The sequence below is a fragment of the Alistipes sp. Marseille-P2263 genome, from assembly GCF_018101075.1.
GTDB classification, from domain to species: domain Bacteria; phylum Bacteroidota; class Bacteroidia; order Bacteroidales; family Rikenellaceae; genus Alistipes; species Alistipes dispar.
Genome location: NZ_JAGQEJ010000006.1, coordinates 83,824 through 98,124 on the forward strand (window position 1 = coordinate 83,824; position 14,301 = coordinate 98,124).

General features: G+C 64.7%; 15 protein-coding genes and 2 riboswitches. Of the genes, 9 read left to right on the forward strand and 6 right to left on the reverse strand.

Annotation, left to right across the window (positions count from 1 at the left end; translation table 11 throughout):
• Positions 1-14 precede the first annotated feature (14 nt).
• Positions 15-299 carry a transcriptional regulator gene (locus KB554_RS08595; RefSeq protein WP_211035613.1) on the forward strand — a complete coding sequence of 95 codons (285 nt, stop codon included), beginning with the start codon at positions 15-17 and terminating at the stop codon, positions 297-299.
• Positions 300-304: 5 nt separating this feature from the next.
• Here the strand turns inward: KB554_RS08595 and KB554_RS08600 are convergent, their stop codons facing one another.
• Entirely contained in the window at positions 305-1,222 is a 918-nt protein-coding gene (locus KB554_RS08600; protein WP_179954803.1) for a lysine exporter LysO family protein, read from the reverse strand.
• 3 nt (positions 1,223-1,225) lie between these two features.
• On the reverse strand, positions 1,226-1,798 hold the full coding sequence (locus KB554_RS08605; RefSeq protein ID WP_211035615.1) for a GNAT family N-acetyltransferase: 573 nt from the start codon (positions 1,796-1,798) through the stop codon (positions 1,226-1,228).
• Positions 1,799-1,964: 166 nt separating this feature from the next.
• Here KB554_RS08605 and KB554_RS08610 point away from each other — a divergent pair, with 166 nt between their 5' ends.
• From KB554_RS08610 to KB554_RS08620, 3 genes are read left to right on the forward strand one after another with little or no spacing between them, the layout of a single operon-like run.
• Positions 1,965-2,849 carry a hypothetical protein gene (locus KB554_RS08610; RefSeq protein WP_211035617.1) on the forward strand — a complete coding sequence of 295 codons (885 nt, stop codon included), beginning with the start codon at positions 1,965-1,967 and terminating at the stop codon, positions 2,847-2,849.
• Between the two features lie 13 nt (positions 2,850-2,862).
• Positions 2,863-3,573, forward strand: coding sequence for a DNA alkylation repair protein (locus tag KB554_RS08615; protein ID WP_211035618.1), 711 nt, complete (start codon positions 2,863-2,865; stop codon positions 3,571-3,573).
• A 37-nt stretch (positions 3,574-3,610) separates the two neighbouring features.
• Entirely contained in the window at positions 3,611-4,336 is a 726-nt protein-coding gene (locus KB554_RS08620) for a polyprenol monophosphomannose synthase (RefSeq protein WP_211035619.1), read from the forward strand.
• Between the two features lie 10 nt (positions 4,337-4,346).
• Here the strand turns inward: KB554_RS08620 and KB554_RS08625 are convergent, their stop codons facing one another.
• Both KB554_RS08625 and KB554_RS08630 read right to left on the reverse strand, forming a co-directional pair.
• Positions 4,347-4,718, reverse strand: a complete 372-nt coding sequence (locus KB554_RS08625) for a GtrA family protein (RefSeq protein ID WP_211035620.1) — start codon at positions 4,716-4,718, stop codon at positions 4,347-4,349.
• Between the two features lie 74 nt (positions 4,719-4,792).
• On the reverse strand, positions 4,793-6,547 hold the full coding sequence (locus KB554_RS08630; RefSeq protein ID WP_242116247.1) for a glycosyltransferase family 39 protein: 1,755 nt from the start codon (positions 6,545-6,547) through the stop codon (positions 4,793-4,795).
• Between the two features lie 18 nt (positions 6,548-6,565).
• A riboswitch (cobalamin riboswitch) is annotated at positions 6,566-6,778 on the forward strand.
• A 109-nt stretch (positions 6,779-6,887) separates the two neighbouring features.
• Here KB554_RS08630 and KB554_RS08635 point away from each other — a divergent pair.
• The 4 genes from KB554_RS08635 to KB554_RS08650 are packed head-to-tail and all read left to right on the forward strand — an operon-like array spanning position 6,888 to position 11,937.
• Positions 6,888-7,955, forward strand: coding sequence for a DUF5074 domain-containing protein (locus KB554_RS08635; protein ID WP_211035621.1), 1,068 nt, complete (start codon positions 6,888-6,890; stop codon positions 7,953-7,955).
• Positions 7,956-7,969: 14 nt separating this feature from the next.
• Positions 7,970-10,066, forward strand: a complete 2,097-nt coding sequence (locus KB554_RS08640; protein ID WP_211035622.1) for a TonB-dependent receptor — start codon at positions 7,970-7,972, stop codon at positions 10,064-10,066.
• Complete coding sequence (locus KB554_RS08645; RefSeq protein WP_211035623.1) at positions 10,063-11,214, forward strand: ABC transporter substrate-binding protein; 1,152 nt, start codon at positions 10,063-10,065, stop codon at positions 11,212-11,214. The genes KB554_RS08640 and KB554_RS08645 overlap by 4 nt, the downstream gene beginning before the upstream one ends.
• A 12-nt stretch (positions 11,215-11,226) precedes the next feature.
• Positions 11,227-11,937 (forward strand): adenine nucleotide alpha hydrolase, encoded by a 711-nt coding sequence (locus KB554_RS08650; protein ID WP_211035624.1) that lies wholly within the window; start codon positions 11,227-11,229, stop codon positions 11,935-11,937.
• Between the two features lie 11 nt (positions 11,938-11,948).
• Here KB554_RS08650 and KB554_RS08655 read toward each other — a convergent pair whose 3' ends face one another.
• Together KB554_RS08655 and KB554_RS08660 are read right to left on the reverse strand one after the other, a co-directional pair.
• The gene (locus KB554_RS08655; RefSeq protein WP_141429086.1) at positions 11,949-12,485 is read right to left on the reverse strand and encodes a cob(I)yrinic acid a,c-diamide adenosyltransferase; all 537 of its coding nucleotides are present in this window, start codon (positions 12,483-12,485) and stop codon (positions 11,949-11,951) included.
• On the reverse strand, positions 12,482-12,853 hold the full coding sequence (locus KB554_RS08660; RefSeq protein WP_141429084.1) for a hypothetical protein: 372 nt from the start codon (positions 12,851-12,853) through the stop codon (positions 12,482-12,484). The genes KB554_RS08655 and KB554_RS08660 overlap by 4 nt, the downstream gene beginning before the upstream one ends.
• A gap of 432 nt (positions 12,854-13,285) precedes the next feature.
• Positions 13,286-13,483: riboswitch (cobalamin riboswitch) on the reverse strand.
• 86 nt (positions 13,484-13,569) lie between these two features.
• Here KB554_RS08660 and KB554_RS08665 point away from each other — a divergent pair.
• Positions 13,570-14,142 (forward strand): DUF2284 domain-containing protein, encoded by a 573-nt coding sequence (locus KB554_RS08665; protein WP_211035626.1) that lies wholly within the window; start codon positions 13,570-13,572, stop codon positions 14,140-14,142.
• The last annotated feature ends 159 nt before the right edge of the window (positions 14,143-14,301 follow it).

Sequence of the window (14,301 nt, forward strand, 5' to 3'; positions counted from 1 at the left end):
TTCGACCGCAAGTCATGTTCAAGGAACTGAATCCCCTGCTGCACTCGGAGCTGCGGCTGGCCGTCATGTCGATACTCATAGGGGTCGAGAGCGCCGACTTCGTTTTCATACGCCGCCAGACGGGAGCCACGGCAGGCAATCTCTCCGTGCAGCTCGACAAACTCGCCAAAGCGGGGTACATAACCATCGAGAAGACATTCCGGGGCAGAATGCCCTGCACCGTCTGCCGCATCACCGATGCCGGCCGCGACGCCTTCGCCGAATACGTCGAGGCGCTCAGGAGCTACATCGGCCGATAGCCCCGTCAGAGGGTACAGAAGAAAGTCACCAGAAACGGTACGCTGAAATCCAGCACGCAGCCGTGGAAAATCGACACCACGGCATAGGGCGCACCCGCCGCACGGGTGATGACGGGCAATGTCGTATCGAAGGTCGTGGCCCCGCCGATCGACACGGCGGCCAGCGGTCCGGCCCGCCGCGCCACGAGCGGAGCGGCGAGCAGCGTGAAGATTTCGCGCATGACGTTGCACAGCAGCGCGACGGTCGCCAGCTCGGGTCCCCGGAGGTCGGCGATGAAGATGCTCGACAGCGAGTAATAGCCGAATCCCGCACCGACGGCCAGCGAATCGGTCAGCGACCAGGGTATGAACGGCGCGGCGAGTGCGGCTCCCGCGAGCGTTCCCGCGGCCGTGGCCGCGGGCAGCAGCGCCAGCCGGGGATCGAGCCGCCGCACGCGGGAGGCGAGCGTGGCATCGTGTCCCAGCGTCGTGCCCACGAAGAACATCAACGCGTAGAGCACCAGCACGCTGACCTGCGACTCCGCCGGATCGAACGGTGCGAACAGCCCGACGAGACACCCCGCGGCGAAGAAGGCCACGATCACCAGGCTGCCTTTCAAAGCCGACCAAAGCGACGAAGGAGACTTCTCCGCCGGCCCGCCGGCAGTCTCGGAAGGCTGCGTCCGCAGTCGGATACGGCGCCACAAGAGCCACGAGGCGGCGACGCTGCCCGCGACCGAGCAGCCGAAGAGGACGAAGGCCGCGACGCCGAGCGTCGCCAATCCCCCCACGACGGCGGGATCGCCTCCCACTTCGACACCGAGAAGAAACAGCAGCAGCCAGATGACCGCCGTAATGAGACGCGGCAGAAAGGCGAGGCGCCGGCCGCGCAGCAGGCGTCCTGTCAGGATACCGCACAGAATGACGGCGAAAACGGTGAGCATGGATTATCGTTCGTCCGAGGCGGAGGATTTCGGTTTTTCCATCTGCCGGCCGGCTTCGGCGAGAAGGCCGGCCGCCTGTTCCCCGGCCTCCTCCGCCAGTTCGTTCCCTGCCGCCCCGACGGCGATCTTTCCGGTCTGCCCCGTCGTCCTGCGGACGAAGACCGAAGTCTCCGCCTCTTCGAATCCGACCTTGCGATAGAGCGCCCGGGCCGCCCGGCGCGCAGGACGCGAAGTGAGCATCACGCGTTCGACGCCCTCACATGCGGCACGTTCCAGAGCGGCGCGCACGAGGGCCTCTCCCACGCCCGCCCCGCGGGCCGAGGCATCGACCACGACATCCTCGATCCAGCCCTTGCGGCCCGAAGGCACGTCGTACCACACGAGCGTCAGCGCCCCGACCGCCGCACCGTCCCGCCAGGCCGCGAACATCGCCGCCGAAGGCGAGCGCACGATCCGCTCCAGCGCAGCCGCCGAGGGGGCCTCCAGTCCCGCAGAGAGCTGCGGCATCAGCGCCGCGAAGGCATCGAGCAGCGGAGGCGTCGTCTCCCGAACCTCCCGAATGCAGAAATCCGCCATAATTCCGATATTTGTGCAAAGGTAATCTTTTTCCCGGGCAACAGGGAGGGCAATCGCGGAAAAAAGCGTATTTTTGCCCCGGCGGGGCGAAAGCGCCCGCGAGAACCGGGTTCCGGCGGAGCGTCCGCGCACGCCGGGACGAAACGCACCATAAAAAGACAAGAGCATGGGAAAATACGCCTGCCTGCTTCTGCTGGCCGCAGCGGCGGCCGCCTGCAACACGAGCGAGAAGACCTCGACGGTCGAGGTCGAGGAACCGGCCTCCGCCGTCACGGAGTACACTCCCGCACCGGGACAGTTCATCAACAGCACCGACGCCGGATTCGGCGACCGGACGATCACGACGCCCGAAGAGGCCGTCGCATACGCCGAAGAGCGGCTCTCCCGGGGACTCTACGTCTCGCTGGGCGGCTGGGGCGGATATATCGTCGCCGAATTCGACGAACCGGTCGCCAACACGGGCGGATACGACCTCTATGTGACGGGCAACGCCTTCGACGGCTCCTCGGAGCCGGGAGTCGTCTGGGTCGCCGTGCGGGAGAACGGCGCACCGGGCACATGGTACCGGCTGCGCGGCAGCGAGGACGACAACGACGAAACGCTCTACGACTACGAAGCGACCTACGCCCCGTCGGACGAGGAGGGCATCGCGGCCGAATGGCACGACAACCGCGACGGAAAGGGAACCATAGACCGCATCGGCGTGCACTCCCAGGCAAGCTACGTTCCGGCATGGGTTCCGTCGCTCACCTACCGCGGCGTCCGGCTGCCCAACAACGTGACCTTCGACGAGGCCGCCAACAAATACATCATGACCGCCTTCGGATGGGGCTATGCCGACAACTGGTCCGCGACCGACCGCACGGGAGCGAAGAACCGCTTCCGGATCGCCGACGCCGTGGATGCGGACGGGCAGCCGGCCGACCTGCCGCAGATCGACTACGTGAAGGTGCAGACGGGCATAAACGCCAAGGCCGGAAACGGCGTGGGCGAAATTTCGACCGAGGTGTGCGGCATCGGCTGCTACCGCACCGTCACCCGCCGCGAATGACCCGCGCCGCACGATGACCGTCCGCGAACAACTGCTCGAAATGGCCGAACCCCGCTACCGGGAGTTCATCTCGCCGCTGATGCCGGGCGAGGAGCATGTCATCGGCATCCGCATCCCGCAACTGCGGCGGATCGCCCGGGAAATCGCCCGCGGGGAGTGGCGCGCCTACCTCGACACGGCCGAAGGGTTCTACTTCGAGGAGCGGCTGCTGCAAGGGCTCGTCATCGCCTGCGCGAAATGCACGCCGGAGGAGAAGCTGCGCCACGTCGCGCGCTTCGTGCCGAAGATCGACAACTGGGCCGTATGCGACTGTTTCTGCTGGCGTCTGAAAGCGGCCGAACGCGAACCGATGTGGCGTTTCATCCGGCCTTATTTCCGCTCCGGAGCGGAGTACGACATACGGTTCGCCGTCGTCATGGCGCTGGGCAATTTCGCGGATGCGGAACATATCGGGCAGTTGCTCGGACTGCTGGGCGCCGTCCGCCACGAAGGGTACTACGCCCGGATGGGCGTGGCGTGGGCCGTGTCGGTCTGCTTCGTGAAATGCCCCGAAATCACCCGCCGGTGGCTGGAGCGGGACTGCCCGCTCGACGACTGGACGTTCAACAGGTCGCTGCGGAAAATCGCGGAGTCCTACCGGGTGAGCGATGCGGACAAAAAGGCGCTCCGACGGCTCAAACGTGCCGGAAAAAGCAGGGCGGAGAGGGGCGGAATGGCAAAATAATCGTATATTTGCCCCCGAAACCAAAACCGTCCCGCCCATGCGCAAGCTCGTAATCATTCCGACCTACAACGAAAAGGAGAATATCTCGGCGATGATCTCGAAGGTCTTCTCGCTCGAGGAAGCGTTCGAAATGCTCGTCATCGACGACGGGTCGCCCGACGGCACGGCCGCCATCGTCCGGGAACGCCAGCAGGAGTTCCCCGGGAGGCTCCACCTCCTGGAACGCTCCGGAAAACAGGGGCTCGGCACGGCCTACCTCACGGGATTCCGCTGGGGACTCGAACACGGATTCGACTACATTTGCGAAATGGACTGCGACTTCTCGCACAATCCCGACGATCTGGTGCGCCTCTCCTGCACGGCGGCCGAAGGGTACGACGTGGTGGTGGGTTCGCGCTACGTGCAGGGCGTGAACGTGGTGAACTGGCCGATGTCGCGTCTGCTGATGTCCTACTTCGCCTCGGTTTACGTGCGTCTGGTGACGCGCATGCCGTTGCGCGACGCCACGGCGGGCTTCGTCTGCTACTCGCGCCGCGCACTGGAGACGATGGACCTCGACGCGGTGCGCATGAAGGGGTACGGATTCCAGATCGAAATGAAATACACGGCCTGGAGGCTGGGGCTGAAACTCAAGGAGGTCTCGATCATCTTCGTCGAACGCCGCGAGGGTGTGTCGAAGATGTCGGGCGGCATCTTCCGCGAAGCCTTCTTCGGCGTGCTGGGACTGCCGCTGCGGAAGATACGGAGAAAAGCCGCCCGCTGAACGCCCGCCCCTACAGGAACGTGAAGAAGTAGTTCATGAAGAAGTTCCAGAAGGTCACCACGCCCGTGGCGAAGAGTTTGGCGAGGTAGAAATTCAGACGGAAACAATTGTGTAGCAGATAGATCGTAGCGTTGTTGATCGCCAGGCCCACGGCCGCGATGCCCAGGAAACGCAGGTACTGCCCCGCGATGTCGGGATTCTCGTTGTGAAACGTCCAGAGACGGTTCAGAACATAGTTGGTCGTCGAGGCGCAAAGGAATCCCAGCGAATTGGCCGCATACTTGTTCAGGCGAAGCCACTCCTTGCAAAGATAGGTGATTCCGAAGTCCACGAAGAGACCGGAACCTCCCACGACGCAGAATTTCAAAAACTGTTCGATCATAACTGACTGACTCTCTCACCGGACGGCACACCGCCCGCCGTTCTCATATTGTCGTCCCTCCCGGGGGACGGGTTTCATTCTTTACCGGATTCCGCCGCCGCGACCTCCGTCCGGACGGGTTTTCCGTTGAACCAGTTGGTATAGCCCTCGCGGCACAGGGCGAAGCCCGCCTCGAACTGCGCGCCGGAGAGCCGCTGCGGCACGGGGAAGATCACCTCGTGCGACACCTCGCCGCCGGCCGGAATCGTGAAACGGTCCTCCAGCGGGAACTCCTCGACGCGGAAGCGGCCGTGCTTCCAGAGCATCGACAGCCGCACGCCCTGCGGCTCCATGCCCACACGGATCGCATAATCGTAAGGATTCGAAAAGCGCAGCCGGAGCCGCAGCGTATCGCCCGCAGCGACGCGCCGGGGCATTCCTCCGATCGTGACACCGACCTTGCGCACGGGGCGGAAATCCGGATCGACGAACCACGTGAAGCTGCGCCCGTTCGCCAGCCGGACGGTCCGCACGCGTCCGGTCGTGTCGGCTATCCCGGGGGGGGGACACTCGACGAGCACTTCGCGGCCCGCGAAACGCGAGTCGTCGTCGCGGAACTGCCATTGGTGCGTACGATAGCGGATATTGGGCTGGCAATAGGCTTCGCCGCCCGTATAGAAAGCGTATTTGGCCGCGACGGCGTAGCCGTGGTGGAAAACGACCGGACGGCCCTGCGCCTCGGCGGCGATGGCGCCGTAGCTCTCGGAATTGTCGAAGACCTCGAAACGGAGTCCCAGCGGATTGAAGATCATCTCGGCACGCACGGCGGCGACGAGCAGCAGGGTCGCACCGCCGGCTGCCATCGCGTACCGCCGCGTGCGGGGATGGCGGCGGACATAGGCGAAGGCGACATAGATCAGTCCGAAGACCGAGACGATCACCCACTGCGGCTGCACGTAGCCGCGCAGCGACGAGAGGAGGAAAAAGCCGATGAAGGCCGCGGGCAGCAGTTTCAGCGCCCGGCCGACTGCCGACTGCGGCCGCGTCTTCCGCCATGCCTGCACGTAGATCGGCACGAGGAAGGGATTGAAAACCACCAGCATGTTGGCGAGGAACTCGACGACGTAGCCCGGACGGAAAACCGAGTTGCGCGCCGAGAGGTGGTAGACGAACGAAGCCCAGTCGTGGTGGTACTGCCACACGAGGTGCGGCACGAGCAGCACGGCGGCGACCGCTCCCGAAGCGTAGAGCGCCGGGCGGGCGAAGAGCCGCGGATTGGCCGCCAGGGCGAAGAGCAGCACCAGGGCGCCGTGGTATTTGCTGTAAGCCATCAGCGCGATCGCCGCACCCATCCAGAGCCATGCGAGGCGGCGGCCCTCCGAGAAGTTCCGGAACGTCCACAGGAAAACCGCCGACGAAGCCAGCAGCGGCCCGTCGGGCACGGCGATAAAGCCGTAGAGCTGCAACAGGAGCGTCGAGGCCGAAAGCATGACGAACAGCGTCGCATCGCGCCGCACGGCATCCGCCGGACGGACGAGCCTCCACAACGCCCAGAGATAGAACGGCTGCAACACGGTAAAGAAGAACCGCACGCCCAGCTCGCCGCCGAAGAGCCGCTCCCCGAGCCACACGAGCAGCGCCGTCACGGGCGGATGGTCGAAATAGCCCCATGCGAGCCGCTGGGCGAACATGTGGTAATAGGCCTCGTCGTTGGCCAGCTCCGTGCAGCCCGCCTCGATCAGGTTGGCGCACCACCACACCCCGAGCCACAGGGCAACGAGCCCGTCGGCCCCGAGCGAGGCGAACGATCTTTTGAGCGACTCCTTCATATCGGACCGCAAAGGTAGCAAAATATTCCGAATTTTTCCCTACCTTTGCGGTCGCAAGGTTTCCGCGCCGGCCGTTCTCCGCGGCGCGGATGAAAAGGGAATCCGGTGAGAATCCGGAGCAGTGCTCGCTGCTGTAAGTCCCCTCCCCTGCGGGGAGAAACTGTTTTGCCGCACTCTTTGCCACTGGGACAGACCGGGAAGGCGCGGCGGACGGGACGAGTCAGAAGACCTGCCTTGCCGTACGGATTTGCACCCGCGGGTTTCGGGTCGGAATCGGATCGTCGGAGCGCACCGTTCTCCGGTCTCCCCTCCCCACCGTCCCGCCGGCGCGCCGCCGTACCGAACGAACGGTTTGCGGAACATGAAACGGATCATACGATACACACTCCCGGCCGCAGGCTGCCTCATGCTGCTCGCGGGCTGCATGAAGTGGGACTACGGCACGACGGAGGAGTTCTCGGCCTCGGGGCGGGGACTGTTCGTCACCAACGAGGGAAATTTCCAGTACGGCAACGCCACGCTCTCCTATTACGACCCCAAGACCAAACGGGTGGAGAACGAGGTTTTCTTCCGCGCCAACGGCTTCAAGCTGGGCGACGTGGCGCAGTCGATGACCGTCCGCGACGGCGTGGGCTGGATCGTGGTGAACAATTCGCACGTCATCTTCGCCATCGACATCGACACCTTCCGGGAGGTGGGACGCATCACGGACCTCACCTCGCCGCGCTACATCCACTTCCTTTCGGACGAAAAGGCCTACGTGACGCAGATCTGGGACAACCGCATCTTCATCGTCAATCCCAAACGCTACGAGATCACGGGCTACATCGAGTGCCCCGGAATGACGATGGAATCGGGCTCCACGGAGCAGATGGTGCAGTACGGCAAGTACGTCTATGTCAATTGCTGGTCGTACCAGAACCGCATCCTGAAGATCGACACCGAGACCGACGAGGTGGTGGACGAACTGACGGTCGGCATCCAACCCACGTCGCTCGTGATGGACAAGAACCACAAGTTGTGGACGATCACCGACGGCGGCTACGAAGGGTCGCCCTACGGCTACGAAGCCCCGTCGCTCTACCGCATCGACGCGGCGACGTTCGAGGTCGAGAAGCAGTTCCGGTTCAAGCTGGGCGACTGGCCCTCGGAGGTGCAGCTCAACGGAACGCGCGACACGCTCTACTGGATCAACAGGGACATCTGGCGGATGCAGGTGGAGGAGGAGCGCGTGCCGGTGCGCCCCTTCATCGAGTACCGCGACACGAAATACTACGGACTGACGGTCGATCCGCACAACGGCGACGTCTATGTGGCCGACGCCATCGACTACCAGCAGCAGGGTATCGTCTATCGCTATACGGCCGAGGGCGAACAGATCGACCGGTTCTATGTGGGAATCATCCCCGGCGCATTCTGCTGGAAATAACGGATACAGGAAGTATGAGAAAGACGACGGTTCGGATAGTCGCGGCGCTGCTGTTTCCGGCGGCGCTCCATGCCCAGGGCGGCGCGCAGCCGCCGCAGGAGGCCGCCGCGGAGGCCCGGCCCGAGCGGAACATAGCCATCCGCGAGGTTCCGATCTGGGGCCGGCGGCCGATGAAGGAGATCGGCGTCGAACGGACGACGTTCGACTCGGTGACACTCAAGGAGAACATCGCCCTGTCGATCGCCGACGTGCTGACGTTCAACTCCCCGCTCTTCGTCAAGCAGTACGGCCGGGCGACGCTCTCGACGGTCTCGTTCCGCGGCACGGGACCCTCGCATACGCAGGTGACGTGGAACGGAATGCGCATCAACAACCCGATGCTCGGCATGACCGACTTCTCGATGATCCCGTCGTATTTCATCGACGACGCCTCGCTGCTGCACGGCACGTCGTCGGTCAATGAGGCGGGCGGGGCGCTGGGCGGCGTGGTGAAGCTCTCGACCGCACCGGCCGCCGCCGACGGATTCGGCCTGCAATACATCCAGGGAATCGGCATGTACCGCACCTTCGACGAGTTCCTGCGTCTCACGTGGGGCGACGAGCACTGGCAGGTATCGACCCGAGCCGTTTACCAGTCCTCGCGGAACGACTACAAATACCGCAACCGCGACAAGAAGGAGAACATCTACGACGAGGAGATGAACATCGTCGGGTCGTACTATCCGGTGGAGCGGAACAAGAGCGGCGCGTTCGACGACGTGCACGTGCTGCAAGAGATCTATTACAACACCGGCCGCGGCGACCGCTTCGGACTGAATGCCTGGTACATCAACTCGAACCGCGAACTGCCGCTGCTGACGACCGACTACGCCGACGACACCCGGTTCGAGAACCGCCAGCGGGAGCACACGCTCCGCAGCGTCCTCTCGTGGGACCGCCTGCGCCGCGACTGGAAGGTCGGCGCGAAGGCCGGATACATCCATACATGGATGGCCTACGACTACCGCCGCGACCCGGGCAACGGCATCATGACCTCCATGACCCGCTCCCGAAGCCGGATCGACACCTTCTACGGGCAGGCGGCGGGAGAATACGCCGTGGGAGACGAGTGGCTCTTCACGGCCGACATCGCGCTGCACCAGCACTTCGTCCGGAGCGCCGACAAGAACATCGTCCTGCAGCAGGGCGACAAGGCGATCGTGGGCTACGACCAGGGGCGCGTCGAGATCGACGCCGCCGTGTCGGCCAAATGGCGGCCCGCGGAGCGGCTCGGCCTGTCGGCCGTCCTGCGCGAACAGCTCTACGGCACGAAATGGGCCACGGTTCCGGCCCTCTTCGCCGACTACCTGCTCTCGAAGCGCGGCAACGTCGTGGCGAAAGCCTCCGTGTCGCGCAACTTCCGCTTCCCGACGCTGAACGACCTCTACTTCCTGCCGGGCGGGAATCCCGACCTGAAGAACGAAACCGGCGTCCAGTACGAAGCCGGGCTGTCGTTCGCCGTGGGACGTGACGCGATCTACACGCTCTCGGGCTCGGCCTCGTGGTACGACCAGCGGATCGACGACTGGATTCTCTGGCTGCCGACCACCAAAGGATTCTTCTCGCCGGTGAATATCAAGGAGGTGCACGCCTACGGCGTGGAGGTGCGGGGCGACCTGTCCGTCATGCTGGCCCGCGGACTGAAGCTCGACCTCGACGGGACCTTCTCGTGGTCCCCGTCGATCAACGTGGGCGAACCGATGAGCCCGGCCGATCAGTCCGTGGGCAAGCAGCTTCCCTACGAACCGGAGTTCTCGGGCACGGCGACCGGACGCCTCGCATGGCGCTCGTGGGGGCTGCTCTGGCAGTTCTGCTATTACAGCGAACGCTACACCATGTCGAGCAACGACATCACGCTCACCGGACGGCTCACGCCCTACGTGATGAACAACCTCTCGCTCGAGAAGGGCTTCGCGTTCCGCCGGGCCGACCTTTCGCTCAAGGCGACGATCAACAACCTCTTCAACGAGGAGTACCTCTCCGTCCTCTCGCGTCCCATGCCCCGCATGAACTGCGAATTCTTCATCAACGTCAAACCCAAATGGGGAAAGAAAAACCGAATCGCGAAATGATACGACCGCTCCGCCGCTTCACGCTCTGCGCCGCCGCGCTGCTTCTGGCCGCCTGCGGCGCCCGTCCGGGAACCTCGCTCGAGGAGTTCCGCACGACCATCTACCGCCCCGCCTACGCCGCGGGATTCGAAATCGTCGGGGCCGAGGGCCTGCAAAGCACGATCCTACGGACCCGGACCCCGTGGCAGGGGGCCGCCGAAGGAACCGCCACGGCGCTCTTCATCGCCCGCAACGGAGAGACGCCCCCTGCGGGATTCGACGGACAGACCGTCGAGGCCGGGGCGCAGCGCATCGTCTGCATGTCCTCGACCCACGTGGCGATGCTCGACGCCGTGGGGGCCGCACCGCGCATCGTCGGCGTATCGGGCCGGGAGAGCATCGCCAACGGATACGTCGCCGCGCACCCCGACAGGGTCGGCGACGTGGGCTACGACGGCAACGTGAACTACGAACGGCTCCTGTCGCTGCGCCCCGACCTGGTGCTGCTGTTCGGCGTGAACGGCGCCAGCCCGATGGAACCCAAGCTGCGCGAGCTGGGCATCCCGTTCTGCTATATCGGGGAGTATCTGGAGGAGTCGCCGCTCGGCAAGGCCGAATGGCTCGTGGCCGTGGCGGAGACGATCGACCGGCGCGAGGAGGGCGAACGGACGTTCGCCCCCATCCCGGAGCGGTACGAGGCGCTGAAGGCGAAGGTCGCGGAGTCCGCCGCCAGACCGAAGGTGATGATCAACGCCCCCTACGGCGATTCGTGGTTCATGGCCTCGGCCGAAAGCTACGTCGCACGCCTCATCGCCGATGCCGGAGGGGATTACATCTACAGGGAGAACACGTCGAACCGCTCGCTGCCCATCGACCTCGAGAAGGCTTACCTGCTGGCCTCCGGAGCCGACGTATGGATCAATGCCGGCAGTTTCCGGACGCTCGCGGAATTCCGTGCACGGCTGCCGAAATTCGCCGGCGTTCCCTGCGTCCGCCGGGGCGAGATCTACAACTGCGACCGGCGCACGAACGCCGCCGGAGGCAACGACTACTGGGAATCGGGCGTCGTGCGGCCCGACGTGGTGCTGCACGACCTGATCGCCGTATTCCATCCCGAAGCGCTCGATGCCGCCGACCGGGAGATGCATTATTATCGGAAACTCGAATAACTCCCGACCGAAATGACCAGACACAAGGCCGTCTTCAACTGGAGCGGCGGCAAGGACTCGGCGCACGCCCTCTGGCGGGCGATGCGATCGAAGCGCTACGAAATCGTCGCGCTGCTGACCACCGTCAATCGCTCGACGCTCCGTTCGACGATGCACGGCATCCCGACGGAGCTGCTCCGGGCGCAGGCCGACCGCATCGGCATTCCGCTCCACACGGTCGATCTCACGCCGAAGGGCGACATGGAGGACTATTCGGCGGCGATGGACCGCGCCGTGCGCCGTTACCGCGAAGAGGGCGTGACGCACTTCATCTTCGGCGACATCTTCCTGCACGACGTGCGCCGCTACCGCGAGGAGCGGCTCGCCCCTGCGGGCATCGAGGTCGTCGAACCGCTCTGGGGCGAGAGTTCGGAGCAGGTCATGCGCGGTTTCCTCTCGTCGGGACTCAGGACCGTCGTCGTGACGACGATGGCCGACGGACTGGGAGCCGAAGCCATCGGCCGGGAGATCGACGCCGCCTTCGTCGCTTCGCTGCCCGCAGGGACCGACCCCAACGGCGAGAACGGCGAATACCACACCTTCTGCTACGACGGCCCGATCTTCCGCGAAGCCGTCCCGTTCCGGCTCGGAAAGCCTTTCGCACAGAGCTACGACATCCGCCTCGACGACGGATCGGTACGCACCTACGGCTACTGGTTCGCCGACCTCCAGGCGGCCGAATGACGGCGGGGAGGTCAGCGGTCGATGCCGTCGCGCGAAAGGACGCCCTGCGCATAGTAGTGCTTCACCTCGCGCATCTCGGTCACCAGATCGGCCGCGGCAATCAGCTCCTGCGGGGCATAGCGCCCCGTCAGCACCGCTTCGGTCTGCGGCGCCCGGGCAGCGAGCGCCTCCAGCACTTCGCCGACGGACAGCAGGCCGCAGTCGAGGGCGATGGACACCTCGTCGAGGACGACCACCCCGTACTCCCCACCGGAAAGCGCTTCGGCACACCGCCTCAGCCCCTCCCGGGCCAGCTCCGCATCGACCGCCTCCGGCTGCCGGCCGATGAAACAGCCGCGGCCGAACCGCTCGATGCGCACGCGCCCCCATGCGGAGTCCGTACCGTCGAACAGCCGTGCGATCTTCGTCTCGTTGTAAGCCATCGACTTGACGAACTGCCCGATATACACGTTCTTCCCGGCACACAAGGCACGCACGGCAAGGCCGAAGGCCGCCGTGGTCTTCCCCTTTCCGTCGCCCGTATAGACATGGACCTGCCCCCGCGTCATGGCTCCACCCCTTCGTGCGCGCAGACGAGTCCCAGGCGGGTCTCGACGATGCGGGTCAGTTCGTACTCCAATGCCTCCTCCCCGGCTTCGCCGCTCACGGAGAAGAACCTCCCGGGCTGCGAGCAGTAGTGCACGGCGCTGAAATCGTCGGCGCAGGAGACCACGACGGCATCGACCGACGCCCCGTACCGCGCCATCCGTCCGAAGAAGTCCAGCCGCTCCCCGTCGGTGCGCAGAAGCGGCTGCAACAGCATCTTCCGCCCGCCGCCCGCGACAAACTCCCCGAACGAACGGCAGAGCCCGAAGCCGTACCGCCCGGCCAGACGCCGGACCTCCTCTTCGGGAATTCCATAGAAAACGATCTTCATAATCATCGCATTTAAAAAAGGCGCGGCGACCAATCTCCCGAACCGATCCGTTATGGCAGTAACGCGTCCGTTTTCCCCCGCCGCGCCTTTTCGGGTTCTTCCGAAGCCAGTACCAAAAGCTGCGCCGCCTGCACCCGGATGGACCCGGCCAGCGTGCAGACCGTGGCACGGCCCTCCCACGTCCCGTCGGAGGCTGTCCGCCCAGTCGGACAGGCCCGTGCCGGCGGATCGAAACACCGGACAGCACGCCGATCGGCGAGCAGCAGTCGGACCGGCAGCGACAGAACGGCGGCCGGCGCTCCGCAGGCGATCCGGACATAACCGCCCGAAACGGGCATCGGCACGACCCGCGGCCGACGGTCCGAAGACCGAACGAAACACATACGAATGTCAATTCTTCGCCGAAACCGGAGGCCTAACCCACGAGAGCGACCGGCATCGAATCGATCTGGCAGGTCTTCTGACTCGCTCCCGTCCCGACGCCTTCCCGACCCCTCGCGGGTCAGTGGCCGAAGATATTCGGAACTCACGGAGCATCACAGCAGCGGGACTGTCCGGGATTTGCACCCGATTCCCTTTTCATTCCGTCCTCCGCAGGAGGAGCGGAACACCAGATCCGGAGACAAAGATAGCGGTTTCCCGCGAAAAAGGCAAAAGGCAGGAAAATAATTTTCGCTCCGCGCACCGATGCCCGCGGAAACGACTAATTTTGCCGCATGAACGCATCCGTCCGCTATACGGCCGAGGAATTCGCCGTCGAGCTTCCCGCCGCCGAGTACACCGCCCGCTTCCGCGACGCGGAACGCATCGCCGCCTATTGCCGCCGATGCCCCAACTACGGCCGCAACTGGGGCTGCCCGCCCTTCGCGAAGGACCCCGCGGAGGAGTGGCTGCGGTACGGCACGGCGCTGCTCGTCGCCGCGAAGATCACGCCCCGCGAAGAGGGGCTCCCCCTCGCCGAGGCCGGGAGGCTGCTCCGCCCCGAGCGCATCCGGATCGAAAGGAGGCTCCTCGCGCTGGAGCGCCGCTACGGAGGACGGGCATTCTCCTACGTCGGAAGCTGCCTCTACTGCCCCGAAGGAAGCTGCACCCGGCCGGAAGGGCTCCCCTGCCGCCATCCCGACCGGGTGAGGCCGTCGCTCGAAGCGTGCGGATTCGACATCGGCCGCACGACCTCCGAACTGTTCGGCATCGAACTGAAATGGGGCGCGGAGGGAAAGCTGCCCGAATACCTGACGCTCGTATGCGGTCTTTTCCACGACGCCGGGCATGTCGCGTGGAAGGAGTGACGGCCACCTATATATAATGCCGCACGGCGCAACCGGAATCGCCGGGAAACCCTTTTCGGAGAAAACCGCGAAAATCCTGCCGGAAAATTTGCATTTTCGGAACCGATTCCCTATATTTGCGAAAACATGATTCGAAATCTGAACATACAGGCTTGGTGG